This window comes from Alkanindiges hydrocarboniclasticus (genome assembly GCF_001982605.1).
GTDB lineage: Bacteria > Pseudomonadota > Gammaproteobacteria > Pseudomonadales > Moraxellaceae > Alkanindiges > Alkanindiges hydrocarboniclasticus.
This window is the reverse complement of record NZ_MLCN01000023.1, coordinates 42,496-63,737: the sequence shown is the minus strand read 5'-3', so window position 1 is coordinate 63,737 and position 21,242 is coordinate 42,496. Positions and strand designations below refer to the sequence as shown.

Annotated in this window: 18 protein-coding genes; 8 read left to right on the top strand and 10 right to left on the bottom strand. The window is 47.9% G+C overall.

Going from position 1 to position 21,242, the window contains the following annotated elements; genetic code table 11:
* Positions 1 to 56: 56 nt before the first annotated feature.
* On the bottom strand, positions 57 to 3,344 hold the full coding sequence (locus tag BKE30_RS09185; RefSeq protein ID WP_076878300.1) for a LysM peptidoglycan-binding domain-containing protein: 3,288 nt from the start codon (positions 3,342 to 3,344) through the stop codon (positions 57 to 59).
* 327 nt (positions 3,345 to 3,671) lie between these two features.
* Here BKE30_RS09185 and dnaQ point away from each other — a divergent pair, with 327 nt between their 5' ends.
* The 3 genes from dnaQ (at position 3,672) to nudC (ending at position 7,883) form a co-directional block, all read left to right on the top strand.
* Positions 3,672 to 5,114, top strand: coding sequence for a DNA polymerase III subunit epsilon (gene dnaQ / locus BKE30_RS09180; protein ID WP_076878424.1), 1,443 nt, complete (start codon positions 3,672 to 3,674; stop codon positions 5,112 to 5,114).
* A 282-nt stretch (positions 5,115 to 5,396) separates the two neighbouring features.
* A complete protein-coding gene (locus BKE30_RS09175) occupies positions 5,397 to 7,055 on the top strand; it encodes a hypothetical protein (RefSeq protein WP_076878299.1) in 1,659 nt (552 codons plus the stop codon).
* A 21-nt stretch (positions 7,056 to 7,076) separates the two neighbouring features.
* A complete protein-coding gene (nudC, locus tag BKE30_RS09170; protein WP_227518382.1) occupies positions 7,077 to 7,883 on the top strand; it encodes an NAD(+) diphosphatase in 807 nt (268 codons plus the stop codon).
* Positions 7,884 to 8,085: 202 nt separating this feature from the next.
* On the opposite strand, the gene BKE30_RS09165 is transcribed toward nudC, so the two are convergent.
* The 5 genes from BKE30_RS09165 to BKE30_RS09145 all read right to left on the bottom strand — a co-directional run bounded on the left by BKE30_RS09165 (position 8,086) and on the right by BKE30_RS09145 (position 13,415).
* Complete coding sequence (locus BKE30_RS09165) at positions 8,086 to 9,459, bottom strand: erythromycin esterase family protein (protein WP_198938068.1); 1,374 nt, start codon at positions 9,457 to 9,459, stop codon at positions 8,086 to 8,088.
* Between the two features lie 374 nt (positions 9,460 to 9,833).
* Positions 9,834 to 10,862, bottom strand: coding sequence for an alpha/beta hydrolase (locus BKE30_RS09160; protein WP_198938067.1), 1,029 nt, complete (start codon positions 10,860 to 10,862; stop codon positions 9,834 to 9,836).
* 50 nt (positions 10,863 to 10,912) lie between these two features.
* Positions 10,913 to 11,701 (bottom strand): BON domain-containing protein, encoded by a 789-nt coding sequence (locus BKE30_RS09155; protein WP_454464560.1) that lies wholly within the window; start codon positions 11,699 to 11,701, stop codon positions 10,913 to 10,915.
* A gap of 195 nt (positions 11,702 to 11,896) precedes the next feature.
* Entirely contained in the window at positions 11,897 to 12,337 is a 441-nt protein-coding gene (locus BKE30_RS09150; protein ID WP_076878297.1) for a YraN family protein, read from the bottom strand.
* A 61-nt stretch (positions 12,338 to 12,398) separates the two neighbouring features.
* The gene (locus BKE30_RS09145; protein WP_083698521.1) at positions 12,399 to 13,415 is read right to left on the bottom strand and encodes a penicillin-binding protein activator; all 1,017 of its coding nucleotides are present in this window, start codon (positions 13,413 to 13,415) and stop codon (positions 12,399 to 12,401) included.
* A gap of 15 nt (positions 13,416 to 13,430) precedes the next feature.
* On the opposite strand from BKE30_RS09145, the gene rsmI reads away from it, so the two are divergent.
* On the top strand, positions 13,431 to 14,267 hold the full coding sequence (gene rsmI / locus BKE30_RS09140) for a 16S rRNA (cytidine(1402)-2'-O)-methyltransferase (protein WP_076878296.1): 837 nt from the start codon (positions 13,431 to 13,433) through the stop codon (positions 14,265 to 14,267).
* Between the two features lie 138 nt (positions 14,268 to 14,405).
* Entirely contained in the window at positions 14,406 to 14,777 is a 372-nt protein-coding gene (locus BKE30_RS09135) for a hypothetical protein (RefSeq protein WP_076878295.1), read from the top strand.
* A 31-nt stretch (positions 14,778 to 14,808) separates the two neighbouring features.
* Here the strand turns inward: BKE30_RS09135 and folP are convergent, their stop codons facing one another.
* The 4 genes from folP to BKE30_RS16210 all read right to left on the bottom strand — a co-directional run bounded on the left by folP (position 14,809) and on the right by BKE30_RS16210 (position 18,844).
* Entirely contained in the window at positions 14,809 to 15,666 is an 858-nt protein-coding gene (gene folP / locus BKE30_RS09130; RefSeq protein ID WP_076878294.1) for a dihydropteroate synthase, read from the bottom strand.
* 110 nt (positions 15,667 to 15,776) lie between these two features.
* Entirely contained in the window at positions 15,777 to 17,681 is a 1,905-nt protein-coding gene (ftsH, locus tag BKE30_RS09125) for an ATP-dependent zinc metalloprotease FtsH (RefSeq protein WP_076878293.1), read from the bottom strand.
* A 171-nt stretch (positions 17,682 to 17,852) separates the two neighbouring features.
* Positions 17,853 to 18,500 (bottom strand): 23S rRNA (uridine(2552)-2'-O)-methyltransferase RlmE, encoded by a 648-nt coding sequence (gene rlmE / locus BKE30_RS09120; RefSeq protein WP_076878292.1) that lies wholly within the window; start codon positions 18,498 to 18,500, stop codon positions 17,853 to 17,855.
* A gap of 194 nt (positions 18,501 to 18,694) precedes the next feature.
* Positions 18,695 to 18,844 (bottom strand): winged helix-turn-helix transcriptional regulator, encoded by a 150-nt coding sequence (locus BKE30_RS16210; RefSeq protein WP_198938066.1) that lies wholly within the window; start codon positions 18,842 to 18,844, stop codon positions 18,695 to 18,697.
* A 234-nt stretch (positions 18,845 to 19,078) separates the two neighbouring features.
* Here BKE30_RS16210 and BKE30_RS09115 point away from each other — a divergent pair, with 234 nt between their 5' ends.
* The 3 genes from BKE30_RS09115 to BKE30_RS09105 all read left to right on the top strand — a co-directional run bounded on the left by BKE30_RS09115 (position 19,079) and on the right by BKE30_RS09105 (position 21,221).
* The gene (locus BKE30_RS09115) at positions 19,079 to 20,089 is read left to right on the top strand and encodes a zinc-binding alcohol dehydrogenase family protein (RefSeq protein WP_076878291.1); all 1,011 of its coding nucleotides are present in this window, start codon (positions 19,079 to 19,081) and stop codon (positions 20,087 to 20,089) included.
* A 174-nt stretch (positions 20,090 to 20,263) separates the two neighbouring features.
* Positions 20,264 to 20,587 carry a ribosome assembly RNA-binding protein YhbY gene (yhbY, locus tag BKE30_RS09110; protein ID WP_076878290.1) on the top strand — a complete coding sequence of 108 codons (324 nt, stop codon included), beginning with the start codon at positions 20,264 to 20,266 and terminating at the stop codon, positions 20,585 to 20,587.
* A gap of 37 nt (positions 20,588 to 20,624) precedes the next feature.
* Positions 20,625 to 21,221 (top strand): DOMON domain-containing protein, encoded by a 597-nt coding sequence (locus BKE30_RS09105; RefSeq protein WP_076878289.1) that lies wholly within the window; start codon positions 20,625 to 20,627, stop codon positions 21,219 to 21,221.
* The last annotated feature ends 21 nt before the right edge of the window (positions 21,222 to 21,242 follow it).

Here is a 21,242-nt window from a genome sequence, read left to right as displayed (position 1 = left end):
AGCATAGGCAATTACTCAAAACACGCAATGACTTGGCACAATCAATGACTAAAAAATTATAAGCTACGACTGCCACTATTTGGTACTACCAGCACATCACCAATCTTGACACTGGTGGATGGAGAAATCTGGTTCAGCTTGGCCAGATCATTCACCGATACACCATGCCTTGAGGCCACACCAATTAAGGTATCGCCCCGCTTAATGGTGTAATTACTGGTAAGCTTGGGCACATTCAGGTTTTGGCCAACCTGTACCATGCTCTTGCTGGACAACTGGTTTAGCTTGGCCAGTTCAGACACAGTTATGTCGTGTTTTGCTGCAATGCTATTGAGTGACTCACCGCGTTTTACCGTATAGCTTTCAGTGTCATTAGAGCGGCTTAGCTTGCTGTTTACCGTTTCAACTTCAACATCATCCTGCTCGGCCTTTTTGCTGGCAGCCTTTTTGCCGGACTTGCTGTCGGTTTTATCTGGCTTGGTATCGCTTGCCACCAGTGTCAGGGTAGCGCCACGGATCAGGTTGCTGCTGGCTTTCAGGTCATTCATCTCAGCCAGTTCCTGCGGGGTCAGGTCAAACCTTGCAGCCACACCCGTTAGGGTATCACCAGACTGCACGGTATAGCTGGTTGGACGTGCTGGTTGTTCAGGGGTTTCAGTATCCGGTACGTTCAGCTTTTGCCCGACAATCACCATGCTGCTGGCAGAAATCTTGTTTAGCTTGGCCAGCTCATCATTGCTGGTATTAAACCGGCTGGCTATCCGGCTTAAAGTATCGCCTGACTTCACGGTATAGCTGATGGTGTCAATTTTTGCAGCAGATTCTTTTGCACTAGATTTATTGATACGTATATTGGTAGCTGCGGGTTTTTCCTCAGCGTCATTAACGGCTGTGGCAGGCACCTTAATGGTTTGCCCTACATACAGGGTGCTATTGGCAGAAAATTTGTTGAATGATGCCAGTTCCTCATTACTAATCTGATAGCGGTTGGCAAGCAAACCTACCGATTCACCCGGCTTGACCTTATAGCTAATGGTTTCAACCCTGTCACCGGATTTGCTGCCTGAACTGGACTTCTCATTACGGGCCTGACTTTGTCCCTGTTCGTCATTAGTTTTACTGCTGCCATTATCAATAAGGGTCAGGCGCGCACCACGGATCAGGTTGCTGGTTGGGCTCAGGTTATTCATGTCAGCAAGCTGCTTGTTGCTCAGGCCAAATTTTTCAGCCACGGCAGTAAGCGTATCACCTGCCTGAACAGTGTAACTGGTTGGGCGGCTTGGCTGCGGCTTTTTGGCATTGTACAAATACAGACTGGTGCCAACGTACAGTGACTTGCCGGGGTCAATCTGGTTCCAGTTGGCCACATCACGCCAGTTAACGCCATAACGGCTGGCAATGTTAGCCAGCGTATCGCCAGACTGTACGACATGCACGGAGCGTTCGCCCTGCGGTTTTTGCGTGGCATTGACTATAACTGGAGCCACTTTTGGCTTGGCGGGTGACGCATTGTTTTTCTGGACAACCAGCACGGGCTGTTCATACTTGATTTTTAGCTCCTGCCCTTTGGCATCGGCCACCGACTGGCTGGTTTGAATGGCGGTAAGCTTGATCTTGCCATCCAGTGGATCAACCACTTGCGTACCGGCTGGCGCCAGCGCCTGCAACTCAGCCACAACTTTGGCTTTTTCTTCGACACTTGGCTGGGGTTCACCCACCACTGAATTAGCCACTGCCGCTGAAGCTGTCAGTCCACGCAGTTCGGCATTACTTAACGGAGGCTCACCCACTGGCTGAATATTGCGGGCCGGAGTGACTGCAACCGGAATCCGTGGGCTACTGGGCAAGTCAGCCTGATTGGCAAAATTCGCCAGTGCATTGGCAGAATTCGGGGTAGGATTACGCTTGGTGCCCATGGCCAGCAAGCCGCTGCTGGCTGTAGTTACAGGTACAGTTGCAGGCTTGACAGGCACAACCGGAGCAGTGGTACTTACGGTTTTCTTGCCATTGCTTAACGTGGTCGTAATGGTGCTGCTGGTATTACTACTAGACGGCGTGGAATTACGAACAGTAACTGGCTGGGTTACCGATGGGCGAATGGATGACGTGTTAGTCCGGTTGACTGTGCCTGCGCTCATCAATGCCGCAGCCTGCTGGGTGCTAAAACTGCGGTTTGCCGTATTGCCACCCTGACTTAAAATCACAGCGCCACCCACCGGGCCAAGGCTTGCCATCAGGCCGGGGTTGGTTTGCCCAAGGGTTGGCATACTGCGTAATCGCTGGTCAACCTGTGCATTTAATGCCGCTGGAATCAACAGGCGGTTTGGCCCCATTGGGTCAGTATAACTACTTCTAAAACCGGGGTTTAATTCGTAAAGTTCCTGATAACTTAAACCTGCAATGGATGCTGCAAGTGTCAGGTCAACCACACCGGGCAATTGAACTTCCCGGAAGTGCGGACGGTTGGCAATACTGGGCAGGTAAATGCCATATTGATCCGGATTTTTGACAATCTGCGCCACTGCCATAAAGCGCGGCACATAGCTCATGGTTTCAGACGGCAACCGGAGCGACCAGTAATCGGTGGGCAAACCAGCCGCCGCATTACGGTTAATGGCCTGCTGAACACGACCAGGACCTGCATTATAGGCAGCCAGTGCCAGTTCCCATGAGCCAAACTGGTTATACAGGCTGGTCAAGAACTCATAGGCTGCACGGGTGGATTCCACTACATCGCGGCGGCCATCATAAATGGAATTCTGGCGCAAACCATAAATGGTGCCTGTGCTTGGAATAAACTGCCACATGCCTGCGGCGGCGGCACTACTGGTTGCTGCCGGATCATAAGAGCTTTCAATGACTGGTAGTAAGGCCAGCTCTGTGGGAATCCCACGGCGCTCTGCCTCAGTCACCGTATGGTATAAATAACGGCTGGCACGTGCGCTTAGGCGGTTAACATAAGGCTGACGGCTGGCAAACCAGCTCCGTTGCGCACTAATGCGGCTATTTTGCACATTCAGGTTCATCTGGAAACCAGCGCGCATGCGCTTCCATACATCACCATGACGCAGTACTGCCAGTCGGTCACCTTCTACTGCCGCCATGTCAGTTGCAGACAACAGCGCTTCAAGCGAATCAACACTATTGGCATCCAGCAAGGCTTCCTGCTGGCCTGCTTTACTATAGCCCACAGTTTTGCTGGTTTTGGCCTGCATGGTTTTTTTGGGCGGTGTACTGGAGCAACCACTCACAATCCCGGCGGCCATCAAGGCAACCGTTAGGGCCATGAGCTTACCCTGAAAGCCAGACGTATTTTGCTCAACGGTTTCTACAGAATGTTGCATAGTTTGTTCCTACCACCCAAATTAAACGCATTCACTAAAGCGCCACATTGTATGAAGACTGCCTTGGCTCTCCAACCCTGTTCTCGCGCAAGAATGTCAGCGAATGTTGCAATTTAGCCATATTACTTACAAAGTTTGAAAATAAGAATAGCCAAACGTAACGATATTGAAAGTACCGCAGCTAAAAATCCTTGCACCGTTTTTTTTAAAGGTTTTTATGATTAACGTGTTTTTGGGCTTTTGGTTGACTGAACCGGTTAGTTGCTTTACCTGTACCCCGGGCTTCGGTAGACTGCTGGCTTGATCCGTCCGGAGCTGTTGCAGGCCATGAGTAATTCCCAAACCCAGCCAGTTGTTTTATATGTTGATGGCGCCTGTCGTGGCAATCCGGGCCTTGGTGGCTGGGGTGTTTATATGCAGTACCCTGATGGACAGGAACAGGAACTGTGTGGCGGTGAACCCAATACCACCAATAACCGCATGGAACTGACGGCGGCCATTGAAGGCATCAAGGCATGCGCTGCCGGGCAGCCGCTAGTAATCTGGACAGATTCCAATTATGTCAAGCAAGGCATTACCGAATGGATCATTGGCTGGAAAAAGAAAAACTGGCGCAAGGCCGATGGCAAGGCAGTGATCAATGCCGACCTTTGGCAGCAACTGGACCAAACGTGCCAAAATCGCACAATTGAATGGCACTGGATTAAAGGCCATGCCGGTCATGCTGGCAATGAGCGCGCCGATATGCTAGCCAACCGGGGTGCTGATCAGGTTAAAAATGGCACAGGCAATCATCAGGTTTATCAAAATCCGGTTTCTGCACACTCCACTTCCACTACGCCTGAAACTGACCCTGCTGCACCGGAGCCTGACTGGCTAAGCCACGATCCACTTGGTCTGGACATGGTTTATGAGCAGGAGCCAGACGATTTATATACAGCAGACGAAGAATGGGTAGACGATGTTGAACCCAAAACCGCAGTCGAACAGCACAACAAGGAACAACAACTGGAACAGGCCAATCCACAAAATGGTATTCAGCGTACGCCTGCCACACTGAAACTGTCCGGCAGGCGCCAACTGATTTTAGATACCGAAACCACCGGCTTTAGCTTTGCTGATGGGGATCGCGTCATTGAAGTTGGCGTGATTGAAATGATCAACCGCAAGCTGACTGGCAGCTCATTTCATGTGTATATCAATCCGCTACGCCCGGTGGGTGATTCGGTTACTGTCCACGGTATTACCGATGAATTTTTACAGGACAAGCTGCGGTTTGAACAGATTGCCCATGAACTAAGCGACTACCTGCACGGCGCGGAAATCATTGCACACAATGCCACCTTTGACATGAACTTTTTAGAAGGTGAATTTTTAAAGGCCGGCTTGCCTTCGCTCAAAAGCCGGGTGGATGTAACTGACACCTTGGCGCTGGCCAAGCGCAAGCATCCGGGCCAGAAAAACTCGCTGGATGCACTGGTAAGACGCTACGAAATCAAGCAGCGCGACCGTACGTTCCACGGTGCATTGCTGGATGCGGAAATTCTGGCCGATGTTTACCTCACCATGACAGGTGGCCAGGTGACACTGGATATCGGCGATGACCAGAACAGTGCCGGTGGGCTGACCCAGCACCGCCAGTTTGCGGGCCGTTTTAGCCTGCCTGTGATTGCAGCATCACAGCAGGAAGCGCAACATCATGTGCAGTGGCTGGATCAGTTTGGCGAGAAAAATGGCACACCAGCGCTGTGGCGCACAGTATTTGAGTAAGCTGTCCATTGCTAAACAATAGCAATCCGTTTTCTGAACATAAACTGTGCAGTTTGCCACAAATGGTTTAAAAAACTTCAGCAAAGTATGATTTTTTACTGGCTGTCCTGCGCCAAACACTATATGTTATAGCAGGTGCCAAATACTCCAGCAAACTCTGTCTATTAAAGACCTGCCGGGGGTTTGTACCCCAGATACCCAACTCCTGTACTACCCTGTTACTGACCCAGTACCGGCTAATACGTCGACCCCAAATAAGATCTAAGGAAGGATGTTATTACTATGTCCCTTGCTACCGCTCAACATTTTGATGCCATTGCACTTCATATTGTTAAACCGGAAATAGATGCCTCATTACTACAAGTACAAAATGCCTTAAGCGCCTATATTGACGACACCAGCAATACCTTTGGTCTGGCTGAAGCCAGCGAAAACATGCGCCAGATTCATGGGGTATTAAGCCTGCTGGAAATCGCCGGGGCTGTTGAACTGTCACAGGCCACCTCGCAACTGATTAATCATATTGTTGCCAATACCACCAAGGTAACCGACCAGCAATTGGGCGCTGTAAGCGAAGGCCTGATGATGTTGTCGCGCTATCTGGAATTTGTGGTACTGCGTGAAAACCTGCTGCCACATTTCCTGCTGCCTTCCATCAACCGTATTTACGCTGAACTGGGTGAGCCGCTATTACGTGAAGGCTATTTCCTGCAGCCTTATCTCAGCATTATCCAACTGCCGAAGCTGAACCTGAACCTGCAAAAGCCTGAAATCAGTGCTGCACAGGTGAACCAGCTGCTGGCCCTATACAAAACATCACTTAACCACTTACTCAAAAAACAGGCCAATGCACTGGATTTTCAGGCCATTAAACTGGTCGGTCACTTTACCAGTATGCTGGCGGCTGGCAGTAGCTCAGAGTTGTACTGGCATGCTATCAATACTGCTTTTACCGAACTGCAAAGCTGTAAACTGAATGATGTTCGCCTGCGCACCCTGATCCTGATTGAACGTAACCTGCAAAAATTTGTTGGCAATCCTGCGGCCTTTACCCCAACCGAACAGGATATGGCCGATGCCCTGACCTTAAGCGCCTGCCGTGACCATGAGGAAGCGGATGAGCTGCGCCAGCAACTGGGTCTGAATGAATATCTCATCAGCGATGCACAGGCCGGTCTGTTAGGACGTTATTTGCATGGGCCGGACAGTGCCACCATTCATGTGACAACAGAACTGATGCAGCAGGAAATGACTGACATCAAAAACAAGATTGACAGCATGCAGCATGGCGACAGCATTGACAGCAGTTTTCCAGCGATTGCCGAGCAATTGCATCAACTGGCCAATGCCCTGTCTCTGCTCAATCTGGGTGAAGCCAGTACCATGCTGGCGCATCAGGCCCATCAGGTGGCAAACTGGCGCGACCTCACCAATATTGAAGATGTAAATAACCTGATGGATGCCCTGCTTTATGCGGGCAATGCCCTAACCGTGCTGGATCGCTCCTACATCGCCGGAAGCAGCAAACTGCCTTTCCATAACCTGCATATTTCCCTGCATCAGCTGGAAGAAGCCGGTGAAACGCTGATTAAGGAAAGCCGGGAATCACTGAACCTGAGCATGCGTTCCCTGTCGTCCTATCTGGAAACCAAAGACCTGCTGCACATGAATAACGTGCCAGCCATGTTTGAATCCATTGCCGGTGCTTTGGCCTTTATGAATGCTACGGCAGGTCGAGATATGCTAAAGCAGGCCGCGCAATATGTAGAGCGTGCCTTTGCCTTAGACCAGTCCACTCCGCCAGACAGTCATCACATTAATTTGCTGGCCAATGTCATGGTTAGCGTAGATCACTACCTGGAAAGTCTGCAACAGCAAAAACCGCTGGGTATCCGTCCTTTTGAGATTGGCCTTAAAAGTGTTCAGGAACTGGCAGCCTGAATACCAAGATAGGTAACAGCTATGCAAACAGATGACCTGATGCCAAATGACCAAGTCCCTGAGAATTTGGCACTGGTCACCGCTTATATCCTCAAAGATAACGCTTTGCTGGTTAACCAACAGCTCGAGCTGCCGCGCTTGCCTTCCCATCCGGAAGATATTGTGGTCAGTCATGCAACCGACTCAATCGGTCAGGTTGTTGCACGTGCCCTTATAAATGAATCCGAAATTCCGTCTGGCTATCAGCTTATGCCTGTACGCCAGCTGGTTAGCCACTGGACTGTCGCGCAATTTGAACAAACCAGCCGTGCCATGCAACTGCTGGAATGGAAGCGTAACCACCAGTTTTGTAGCCGATGTGGTAATAAGGCCACAGCGCATAGCCGTGAACACTGCATGACCTGTACGGTGTGCCATTATTCGCAGTATCCCCGCATTAATCCCTGTGTCATTATTGCTATCACTAAAGGCGCGCAGATTTTGCTGGCCCGCTCGGCACAACGTCATACCAGCATGTATGGCCTGATTGCCGGATTTGTTGAAGTGGGTGAAACCCTTGAACAGGCCGTTGCACGTGAAACACTGGAAGAAGTGGGTATTCGCTTAAAGAATATCCAGTATATGGCCAGTCAGCCGTGGCCTTTTCCCAGCAATCTGATGCTGGCATTTAAGGCTGAATATGCAGGCGGTGAGTTATTGCTTCAGGATGAAGAAATTGCAGAAGCCGCTTTTTTTGACTTTTATCAACTGCCAACCATCCCTCCCAAAGGCAGCATCGCCTACTGGATGATTGAGCAGGTTATCTCTCAAAGCACCACAAATACCTAGCGCCTCCTAAATCTCCATCAAAGCAGGCCTATTCATTTTATTAAGCAATTTATGAATAAGCCGCTTACGCTTTAATTGCACCTCAACCATTTCACTTGGCTTTAAAAGCTGGACTTATTTGTGCTGCTTGCTGCTGATAAAAAAATAGGCATTAACCATCACTTATTGGGACTGTGGCCTATTAAAACCCCAAACTGCTGGCTTACTCACCCGTTGGATAGGTTTCTGGCAAATCTTGCTCCGTTTCTTCCCGATCAGCCACACTTTGCCGATCCAGTGGATTTAAGGCTTTGGTTTTATCCATATAGATGAGTGCATCATACTGCTGGTCCAGACGGGTTTTAAGGTAATGACTCCAGCGCTCGGTGGCAGGTGCATAAATTACGCCGATGTATCGTTCCAGCCGTTCTTTACCAAGCAGCACGGCATCCTGTGTTTGTTTGCGTTGTTGAGCCTGCAAATTGAGCCAGAATTTTTCTACCCCAGCCTGCTGACTAAGCTCATGCAATAGCGCTTCATGACTGTCTGGCAAACCGGGCCGTACTTTTTTACGAATGCCGGGGCTATCCCAGTCATCTGCTGCAAACACCTCACCCTGATAGGTGCTAAAGCCAATAATAAAGGTATTGTCCGGGTGCCGCTCCCGCATTAGCTGGCCAACATTGACCTGATCACGCTGGCTAACCTCGGTTGCGCGGGCATCACCCAAATGCGAGTTATGCGCCCAGACTATAATTTTGGCGGGTTGGCCCTGCTCGGCCTGATGAGCGGCCAGTGCATCAATGGTATCGACCATATGGGTATCACGCAGGTTCCATGAATTATCCCGGCCACGGAACATGGCGCGGTAATAACGCTCTGCATCTACTGCCAGACGTGCATTTTGTTCCGCATAAAAATGCTCGTCCTCAGCCAGTATCCCCTCATTGTTCACCAGCGCTTCCTCCTGATGACGAAGCTCCATCAACTGGGCTATGACAGCCTCTTCACAGGGTTCTGCCACTCCATACACTGTGGCCATGCCATAGGTTTGCGGCTCCTTGCCAAATGAATCAAAGCAGCTATAACGCGCCCGTGCCCGATGCGCCGCTTCCGGGTCTACACTATCCAGATATTCAACCACGGCCCCCATAGATCGATGCAGACTATATAAATCCATGCCATAAAAACCCGTAAGTGGTTTGGACTGTTGCAGGGCCTGCTGGTTGTATTTGCGTAGCCACTCCACAAATTGTAGTACAATGTCATTACGCCACATCCAGCGTGGAAAACGCTTGAAATCACTCAAGGCAGCCTGTGCATTTTGATCTTTGCCCTGACCGCGAACATAACGGTTAACCCGGTAAGCATCTGGCCAGTCTGCTTCCACCACCACCGCACTAAAATTCTTTTCTTCAATCAGGCGGCGGGTAATCTGCGCACGTTCCTGATAGAAATCATGCGTGCCATGCGAAGCTTCACCGATGAGTACAAACTGGGCATCACCAATTTGTTCAAATAACTGGTCGTCCGCAGCGGCGCTACCGCTCAGTGCATGGGTGATCGCTTGTAATTGTTTCAGGTGACTGGTCATCATTGTTCTCCCTGTATCTGGCTCTTGTTTCGGATTAGGCGAATGGTTATTGGGATGGCCTACCCGATGTAGAGTAATAGTTGTTTTTATAAGGGATATGACAACGCAGCAAAATAAGGGTTAGACTGTGGATTAGTCAATTTTTGAAACGAGGCGTGAACCCTTGTAAAGCGATTGATTTGCACCAGCAAAACGTCATCAGCACTTTATTTTATAAAAATACTGCTTTTTAGAAAAATTTTAAAAATTGATGCCCTACTATTAAAGTGCACTACTATTAAAAATAGCTGCCAGATAAAGCAGCAGCACTTCGTAGCTAAGCAATAGTAAATTTAAGCTAAACGGGATCAGATGCTACAATCTGACAATTTTTAGCGTTAGGATTTTAAAGTTTTTGCCAGATAATCCAGAATTTGCTGACGGGTACTTTTGTACCATGATAATCGGGTAGCTACCGCTGCCATAATGGATATGTGATTAGCTCCCTCAACAGTTTGCAGTTGTACGGGAATTTGTCTGGCTTGTAATGCAGCGTGCATTTTTTGTGCATTGGCAGGCTTGACCCGCTGATCTTTTGAACCCACCAGTAATAAATGCGGCGGGGCATCTGTCCTGACATGACGGTCAGGCATTACCTGATCCGGTACTGCATTGGCAGGAAACGCATCACGCGTGCTATCGGTGCGAAAATCATAGCTATAAGGCCCGGCAATCCCAACCACAGCCTTGATACTGGATACAGGTACGTTTACTTCACTGAGCCAACGCGGGTTGTCTACGGCTTCTACCGCATTAAAGGCACCCGCAGAATGCCCCATGACTACCAGTTGTTGCGGGTTGCCGCCATAGCGGGAAATATTCTGGTTAATCCATTGTATTGCCCGCGCAGTGTCCTGCACATAATCAGGATACTTGTGCACAGGCGCTAACCGGTAATTCATAACTACAGTGACATAACCTGCACGCGTAAAACTTTCACCCACAAACAGGTAATCATCCTTACTGCCCTCTTCCCATGAACCGCCGTGTACAAACAGGATTACAGGCCGAGGGTTGCTATTGGTGAGATGCAGGGGCTGGTAGATATCCAGCTTTTGCCGGGTATCCTGTCCATAGGCAATATTGTAGTGCGCACTAAAGTCCTTGCGGGTAATGCCGTTGAGAAAACCTATACCGGAAAAATACTGCTTGAGTGAAGACATGGATGAGCTATTCTGGTTACTGGAGGTGGTGGCTGACGCACTACCATGCGACGTATTAAGGGATGAACAACTGCTACAGCCCACCAGCAGTACGGTAGCCACTGCAATTAAACACTTTTTTTGCCAAGCATGTTGTTTTTGCGAATTATGTGGTTTCTGCAAATCATGCTTCTTTCGCAAATATGGCGTTACCTTGACTGTCATATCCAGCGTCCATCCCTTCCCATTATTACATTGCGATTAATACCGTGATCTTAAGGTGCTGATGTTTCATCTGCCTGATCCGGGGCTGCCTGCTCAGGATCAATAGCTACCGGTGTTTCATCAATATTCTTTGTTGAACTGTTTAGTGGTGCTGCTAATGGCATGGTTACCGCACTAGTAGTCAGGCTTGCGCTTGCATTGCTGCTGGTCGTTGCAGCGGCTGCACTAGCCTGTGATAACCCGTTGCTTGAAGTTGCCACGCCTGTATCACTCAGCAAGTCAATGAGCGACACCACTTTGACAATATTTGGGGTACTTTGCAAAATATTGACCAGCGCCTGATTTTCACTGGGCGTTAGCTTACCCATAACATAAACTACGCCATCTTCAGTTTGCACCTTAACCTTGGTGTCTGAAATATCCGGTGAAGTCACCAGCATGCGGCGGATATTTGCAGTCACAATACTGTCCTGCACAATGGTGTTATAAGGGATTTTTTCGCCAATCGTAATATAGTTGTGTACGGTTTTTACATCAGTCATGGCTTTGACGTTGTCTTCTGCCAGCTGTTTTAAATACTGGTCGCCCACTTGCCCGGTCAGCAATACCGCACTGTGAAAACTGGCAAGATTAATACGGGCATATTTAAAGCGCTCATCCAGCTTGTAGGTATTGATCTTGGCGGTACGCTCAATGGAATTATCATTTAACACCTGACTAAAAGTCCGTACACCACTATCTGTCCCCAATGGTGCAGGCCCGGTGCTTTGCGCCAGAAAACTGGCACACCCAGATAACCCCACCAGCATAATGCCAGCCAAACCCATTTTTAGTCCCAGATAGCCAGACTTATTCATAACCACGTTTCCTCAAGACAAGATCAATTCAAACTGACCGAGTGTAACTAATTTTAAAGATGCTTTTGAATGACTCTGGCAATTATTTAACAGTTTTATCTAGCGCCATGAATGAATTATGAATTTTATACAGGGGCGATATTAAAATCAGGCATAGCTATATTGGACCTATCAACATCAGGCACTCTCAAAAGCCGCCTGAATCCACTCCAGTTGCATAGCTTGCAATTCAGCGTGCCCTAAAGCAGGGTGCAACGTAAGCTGCAAATTGGTAGCTGGTTTTATTGGTGAAGTACAGGCAATCACATCAAAACGGCAATTATGGTTGTGGTACTGTGGGTGCTGCTGCAAAAAACCCTGCGCAGCCTTAATAATTTTACGCTGCTTGGCTACCGTAATGCTTTCCAGCGCACTCACCAGACTATTGGCCTTGCGCTGACGCACCTCGACAAACACCAACTGGTTGACACGCTGGACAATCAGGTCTATTTCACCAAAGCGGGTATTAAAGTTTTGTGCCACCAGTTGATAGCCTTGTTGCTGCATAAATATTGCCGCTGCATCTTCTGCCTTGGCACCCTGCTGGTGGGTTGGGCTGCTGGAACGGCCTACCGGCATAAACAAATTACCCCTGATTATCGTGTGGATTGATTGATGACACGCTTAATAACAACTGGTTTCAATCAAAGCTTAAGCCTGTATTTTGCACCTTCATGCACTGCGGATAACGGTCTATGGTATTTTTTACAATTCGGATGGTGCCGGTACGGCCATGAATGGTCTGCCCCTGATTGTTGTTTGATGCATTGCTTAAAATCACACTGGCAATGTTCCAGGTATCACCGCCAAACGCCAGCAGACGCTGATACGGCACACTGGTAGGGTTCTTCTCATATGCTTTAAGCAGCTCTGGCCAGTCTGCCTTGTAAAGCGCAGGAATATCACAAAATTGCAGACCTACAGGCAATTTTGCATTTTCCTTGATAGCCAGCGGCACAGTATAAATCTTGTTCTGGGGCAATTTTTTAAGCTGATTCAGCCAGTCATAATCCCCCAGCAGCAAAATACCCTGCTGTTCATCCAGCTTGCGGGGTACTTGCGTACTATCGACCAGCTTGCCACCCCAGATCCGGCTCATAGCATCCCGAAACCGCTTGGTACTGCTACTTCGGCTATCCTGCGTCAGTACCAACAGCTGAGCTACCCCATCGGCCTGAATGCGTTTGGTGATAGCCAGTGCATCTTCATCAGGCGATAAAGCAAACTGCCAGATATTGGGTTCAGTTTTATAGACCTGGTTCAGTGCCAGGGTTTTAACAGCAGGTTTGGCCTGTACCAGTGCTTCCACTTCATTACGCGCCAAAGGTCCAATAATGAGCTGGGTATTTCTTTTAACTTCGGTTTTTAAAATATCGGTAATGGAACGCTGGCTATTGTCTACAAAACGCAGCACGGGTCTGGAATTTCCTGCATAATACGCAGCTTCAATACCGTCGCGCACACTATTGGCAGCCACGGACATTGGGCCACTTGCGGGCAGGATAATCAGTACCTCCGCCTGTGGTTGCCCCTGTAAGGCAGCCTTGACGGGTGATTGCTTTTTAGCTTGTGGCTGGGCCTGCGCTGACGCCAACAGAAAGGGTAAAACTGCTGTAAGCCCCAATCCTGTTAAAATATTCAATGTTTTTCGATACATGGAGAAGCCTTCCGCATGAGTGCTTATTTATATGTGGTGGCAACGCCCATTGGTCACCTTGAAGATATTTCACCGCGTGCAATTCAAATATTGCGTGAGGTAAGTCTCATTGCAGCTGAAGACACCCGGCACGCGACACGTCTAATGGATGCTTATCATATTACAACTGCACTCACAGCTTGCCATGAACATAACGAAAATCACAAAATCTCAGAAATTATATACAAAATTAAACAAGGCCAGTCAGTTGCGCTAATCAGTGATGCTGGTACACCACTCATTAGTGATCCCGGTTTTAAACTGGTGCGCGCCGCGCATGAAGAAAATATCCGTGTTATTCCGGTGCCGGGTGCCTGTGCGGCCATTGCTGCCTTAAGTGCAGCGGGGCTACCGAGTGACCGTTTTAGTTTTGAAGGTTTTTTACCGGCCAAGTCACATGCCCGCCAGCAAAAACTCCAAGCATTAAAAGCAGCCACCCAAACCCTGATTTTTTATGAAGCGCCGCATCGTATTCTGGATTGCGCGCAGGACATGCATGATATTTTTGGGGCAGATCGTAGCGTGACCATGGCACGTGAAATTACCAAAACCTTTGAAACCATTAAAAAGACCACCTTTGCTGAACTGGTTGAGTGGGTGAAAAATGATCCTAATCAGCAAAAGGGTGAAATTGTACTGGTGGTGGCTGGTGCGCCAGATACCGGCGAGCAGGATCAGCAAAAAGTGGATGAGTTATTAAAACGCCTGTTGCAGGATCTACCTGTGAAAACGGCATCACAGCTTGCCGCTGATTTAACAGGCCTGAAAAAAAATGAACTGTACCAGCGGGCCTTGCAGCTCAAGGCAGACTAACCGTAGCGAAATCTTGAAGGTTGAAACCTGTTTTTCATTGCTGAGCATTAACACTGGCGTAACATTTTTAATGCAGTACAACGCCATGAGTTTGTTAGTCTAACAATGTTCTCCAATTACATTAATGGATTAATGCTCATGAAAAATACAGCTTTTGCCTTAAGCCTGCTGGGTACAGCCCTGCTGGCTGGCTGCCAGTCCTCCCCGTCCCAATTGCCTGAAGGTAGCCATCAGCCTATATGGGTAGCCAAAGACCTTGGCTTAAAACAATGCGAGCAAGTATCCAGTAAAGAAGCACTTAAAAAAACCCAGAGTATGCTCGATCAAAACCAAGTGCAGGTACTGGGCGCTCACTGCGCTGATGATGGCATGATGCGCACACAGGTATGTGGTGCAGCACAAGGCAAGCTGGGTATTTATAAAATTGCTTCATTCCAGCTAGAAACCGCACAGTCACTGGGCTTTAAACAGGTTAAAGAAGATCAGTATAAATCGGTTAATTGCTCATAATCTCTTTATGGCTTGTCATATCCGTATCCTGTTAAGCGTTTAAGCTGGCTTGCCACAATTTTAAATGTTGAACCGTGGCAAGCACATCATGCGTGCGCACGATAGAAGCCCCTTGCTGCACTGACAGCAGGTGGCCTGCCAAACCAGCATACAAGCGATCATTTACATTTGCACCATTTAGCACTTCACCCAAAAAGCGCTTGCGTGACAATCCACTCAGCCATGGCAAGCCAAAATAATCATTAAACTGATACAGCGAATTTAATAGTTTTAAATTGTGCTGGGCATTTTTGGCAAAACCAAAACCGGGGTCCAGAATAATATGATCACGCGCGATGCCTGCGGTTAGTGCTGCATTAACGCGTTGCTCTAGTTCATTAATCACCTCATGCACTACATTGTCATAATTTGCCAGACTATTCATGGTGTCTGGTTCACCACGCATATGCATCAGAATTACCGGAACATTTAAACTGGCCGCCATTTCCAGCGCTTTCGGCCGGGTTAGCGCACGCACATCATTCCATAAATGTGCACCTGCATCTACGGCAGCCTGCATGACTTCCGGCGTACTGGTATCAATTGAAATAATGACATCAAGCTGCTGGCTAATGGCTTTTACCACAGGCACTACCCGTTGTAATTCTTGTGCAATGCCGACCTTGGCCGCATGAGGCCGGGTGGATTCACCCCCAATATCAATAATACTGGCACCTTGCCTTACCATGTCTTTTGCATGGTTTAAGGCATATTCAAGCTGGGTATATTGCCCACCATCCGAAAAGGAATCTGGTGTCACATTTAATATGCCCATGACTTGTGGTACGGATAAATCCAGTACTTTATTTTTGCAGTTAAGAGTAACCGCGGGTAATGGACGTAATTGCATAAGCGTTCCAGTTTGACAACAGTGTTATTTTATAAAAAAACCGCGCCTGAATTAAGCGCGGTTTTTTATAGAGGCGTTTTCAGTAGAAAACATTATTTTTAAGACAGCAATTAAATCACTGGCAAAGGCGGTGGCGTAGAACCCCCTGATGAAGAACCGCCACTATCAATACTATGGGTTGGCACAGGATTAATAGGTTCATAAACACGAGGCGGCTTTGGAGTACGGCCAGCCATAATGTCCAGAATCTGCTCGCGGTCAATGGTTTCCCATTCCAGCAATGCTTTCACCATCGCATGCGCAATGTCCAGATTGGATTCAATCAGGTCACGGGCAATTTTGTATTGCTCATCCAGAATACGACGTACTTCGGCATCAACCTGTTGCTGGGTTGCTTCTGAAATGGTACGGCTACCCACATTGCCAAAGAAAGACTGTGATTGGTCATCTTCATATACCATCACACCTAACTTATCTGACATGCCATATTTGGTGACCATGGCACGGGCAATTTTGGTTGCACGTTCAAAGTCATTGGAAGCACCTGTAGATTGCTGATTAATAAATACTTCTTCAGCAATACGGCCACCAAACAAAATGGAAATTTCATTTAGCATTTTATGCTTGTAATGACTAATGCGGTCATGTTCAGGCAACTGCCAGGTTACACCCAGCGCCCAGCCACGCGGCATAATGGTCACTTTATGTACTGGATCAGTTTCGGGCAGCAACTCAGCCACAATGGCATGACCAGCTTCATGGTAGGCAGTAGCCTTACGTTCTTCTTCACGCAGTACCATCGACTTACGCTCTGGCCCCATGAAAATCTTGTCCTTGGCATCTTCAAAGTCGTGCATATCCACCGTATTTTTATTACGACGGGCAGCAAACAGTGCTGCTTCATTGACAAGGTTGGCAAGGTCAGCACCACTAAAACCAGGTGTACCACGTGCCAGTACTTTCGTATCAACACCTGTTACCGATGGCAGTTTGGTCATATGCACATTCAGAATTTGCTCACGGCCCTTGATGTCGGGCAAGCCTACTGCAACCTGACGGTCAAAACGGCCCGGACGCAGCAATGCTTTATCCAGTACGTCCACGCGGTTGGTCGCAGCAATCACGATAATACCTTCATTGCCTTCAAAACCATCCATTTCCACCAGCATCTGGTTCAAGGTTTGCTCACGTTCATCGTGACCACCACCTGTACCTGAACCCCGATGACGGCCCACTGCATCAATCTCGTCAATAAAGATAATACATGGCGCATGACGCTTGGCCTGCTCAAACATGTCACGTACGCGGGATGCACCCACGCCCACAAACATTTCAACAAAGTCCGAACCGGAAATTGAGAAGAACGGTACTTTGGCTTCACCCGCAATGGCTTTAGCCAGTAAGGTTTTACCTGTTCCCGGTGGGCCAACCATCAGCACACCACGGGGAATCTTGGCACCCAGACGCTTGAATTTGGCTGGGTCTTTTAGGAAGTCAACAATTTCAACCACTTCCTGCTTGGCTTCATCACAACCGGCCACATCAGCAAAGTTAACCTTGATCTGGTCATCGGTCAGCATTTTGGCCTTGGATTTACCAAAGCTCATTGGCCCACCTTTGCCACCAGCACCACCCTGCATGTTCCGCATAAAGAACATAAACAGCAGAATAATCAGTAACACTGGGAAGCTGGCAATCAGCAACTGCATGAGCAAGCCCTGACGATGCGGCGCAGTACCTTCAATTTCTACATTATTTTTAATCAGGTTTGGCATCAATTCAGCATCAGTCACGGCTGGGCGAATACTTTCAAACGCTGTTCCGCTACGCTTCTCGCCCGTAATTCTCTCGCCGTCAATTTTGACCTGCTTGATTTGACCCGCATTAACCGCCGCCACGAACTCGGAATAGTTCAGTTGATCCGGCTTGTTGCGGTTTTCAAAATTGCTAAATACCAGCACGAGAACACCGATGATGACAAGCCACAACACGGCATTCTTAACGAGATCGCTCAAAGCTTTCTTCCCATATATACATGATGATCACAGCATGCATTATAGCATTCAAATCATGAACCTAATGTCGATATTCGGTACATGACGACCTGATAGATGTGATCTTTCACTCAGGTTTTCACTCAATTTAAGCTTCAGTTAATTTCACTGAACACCTAAATTTTAATTTCGTTATAAGGATTTTTTACGTCCCTGACCCAGCAGGTATACTTCTTTTGACCGGGCCCGTGATGCATCCGGCTTGGTGGTTTTTAGCACATCAAAAGTATCAACAATTGATTTTCGATATTCATCAAAACCTTCGCCCTGAAAAACCTTTACCAGAAACTGGCCTTTGGGACCTAATACCCGGGTGGCAAAATCCAGAGCCAGTTCACACAGGTAAATCATGCGCGGCTGATCAACAGAAGTATTACCAGATGTATTGGGGGCCATATCGGAAATTACAACGTCCACTGGTCGGCCATTAAGAATTTTTAACAATTCATCAAAAACAGCCTGCTCCCGGAAGTCTCCCTGCAAGAAAGTCACATCCGGCAAGGCATCCATATGCAAGATATCCGAGGCAACGACCAGTCCTTTGGAACCAACCAGCTTGCCAGCAATCTGCGACCAGCTTCCCGGTGCGGCACCTAGGTCAACCACAGTCATGCCGGGCTTGATCAGGTGATATTTTTCCTGAATCTCAAGTAATTTGTAGGCAGCACGCGCACGATAGCCTTCTTTATGGGCTTTCTTCACATAGAAGTCATCCAGATGCTCACGCATCCAAGCCTTACTACTCTTGGACAGCTTATTGTTGGTAATGCGTGTAGCCATAGCTCAACCTGTAAAAAACCAGTTTCATTAAATACGTTTTCTTAACTTAACAACAGTGCAGATATTAACTGATTTTGTCAGTGTTTTTATCTGAAATGTGCATAGCACGCTCATTCGTCATGCGTGCATGGGCTAACTCTGGCAAATTTTCCCGGCCCCAAGGCTCCATGGCACGGATAATGGGTGCCAGAGTTTTACCCCTGACGGATTTCAGTAAAGCGCAGGGTTTCATCCAGCAAATGATACAGGATAACCCCTTTCCATTTACCATCAATTATTTCAAGCACACCTTCTACCGGGCATCCTGCCGTACAATCATGGCGTTCATGGGCAATATTAGGCATCTGGTTTCCTGTATTCATTTCTTGATAACAGCAAGCTGATCAAGATGCGGTGGGTAGAGCTTGCAGTGAATCATTCAATTAATCATTTCGGGCTATCAGTATTAAATATGTCATTAATGTCAAAAGGGATAGCTGGTGTCATGAATGTGCATTCTTGCAGAAAAGTTTCTTTGCTTTTAAGGTGTTGGTTAATTAGGGCTCTATGCCTGCTTTACAAGGTTCAGGACTTTTAATATGCGTGCCATTGCTTACCAGAATTCACTTGCCATTGAAGAACAAAAATCCCTGCTGGATATTGAACTGCCTGCACCTGTTGCCCGTGGCCGTGACCTGTTGGTTGAGGTGAAAGCAATCTCTGTTAATCCGGTTGATACTAAAATTCGCCAGATAGTTCAGCCCGATACTGGACAGTACAAGGTGCTGGGCTGGGATGCTGCTGGCGTGGTAACAGCAGTAGGTGAAGCGGTTAGCCAGTTTAAGGTGGGTGATGAAGTGTTTTATTCTGGTGACTTAACCCGTGCTGGCACTAATAGCGAGTTTCATCTGGTGGATGAACGTATTGTCGGTTTAAAACCAAAAAGTCTTTCCTTTGAGCAAGCCGCAGCCTTGCCCCTGACCAGCATTACCGCATGGGAAGCCCTGTTTGACCGCTTAAAAATTAGTACAACGCCGGCAGAAAATGCCAGTGTTCTGATTATTGGCGGCGCTGGTGGTGTGGGTTCCATTGCCATTCAGTTGCTGCGTGCACTAACTGGCTTAACCATTATTGCAACGGCATCACGGCCAGAAACCAGAGACTGGTGCCAGCAACTGGGCGCACATGTGGTGCTCGATCACAGTGAGTCATTAAATGAGCAACTTCAGGCCCAGCAATTACAGCCACCGCAGTATGTATTTTCAACTACCCATACTGACCAGCATTTGCAGGCCATTAGCGAAATTATTGCACCGCAAGGCGCGCTGGTTTTGATTGACGATCCTCAACAACTGGACATTAGTGTATTTAAGCGCAAAAGCGTGGCCATTCACTGGGAATTTATGTTTACCCGCTCGCTGTTCCAGACTAGCGACCTGCAAGCCCAAGGCAAGATCCTTAATGACGTGGCACAACTGGTGGATGCCGGTAAAATTCATAGTACGCAAAATCAGCACTTTGGCACTATCAATGCGAAAAACCTGAAAAAAGCCCATGCCCTGCTGGAAAGTAACCAGAGCATCGGCAAAATTGTACTGAGTGGCTTTTAAAAACAATTATTTAATTAAAATTGTTTTTTTGATTTGGCATTTTAAATGGAATTTTTGCTATAGCACAGACGCCAGAACACAAACCTGATCGCCAAGGCTTGAGATAATCATTTCTTGCCTTGGGGTTTTTCGCTACAATAGACAACCTTATTCAATGTTGTTTGAGTTCAGTGTATGAGCAGTCTTTCAAATCAGGAACGTAAGCGTTTACGTCAAATCGGACATGCACTGCATCCTGTGGTGATGCTGGGCAGTCAGGGCCTGACCGAAGGTGTTATTGAAGAAGCCAACCGCGCACTGAATGACCACGAGCTGATTAAAGTTAAAGTCAGTGGCGAAGACCGTGAACTCCGTGCGGCCCTGATGCAGGAACTGGTCGAAAAAACCGGGGCTGAAATTGTGCAGCAAATTGGCAAAATTGTTTTGCTCTACAAAAAAGCAGCCAAACAAAACCAGCATCTGTCCAACCTGATTCGCTTTGCCCATCTGGCCAAGTAAGCCTTTTTATTCTTTGTTCTCTATGGAGTAGCGGATCTTGCCAAGCTATGAGTTAGAACCGTTTACCCTAGACCGCAGTATCCGCCTTGTTGGTGCCACTGAAATCCTGCTTCCATATTCAGTGCGTGTGCTGTTCTGGCTGAATGATCCCGAACAACAGGTGCTCTGGCCAGATTCAGCGGATAATCTGGCTTCCTGTCTGGGTACGCCTTCATCCAGTCATACCGATGCTGATGCACTAGGTTACCCGCGCCGTGACTATTTATGGCAGCACACCTGTTTTGAGCTTTTTATTGGGCTTAAGAACCAGACAGCTTATCGGGAAATTAACCTGAGTCCAGCAGGCGTCTGGAACTGCTATGGCTTTGATGATTATCGTGAACCTGCGGACATGCCACCTGTTGCTGTTCACGATATTCAATTGCTGGAGCTAAAGGCACAGCCGCAAAAGCTGGAAGCCGTATTAAGCTTTCATCATTTTTTTGAAAACTATCAGTGTGGCTGGAATGACCTGATGATTGGCATGACCAGTGTCATCAAAACCCGTAAGCAGCCTGAACTTTATTTTGCATTACAGCATTCAGGTGCGCAGGCTGACTTTCATTGCAAACGCGACTGGATTAGCACCTTTTAGCAAAAAATCCTGAATATAAAA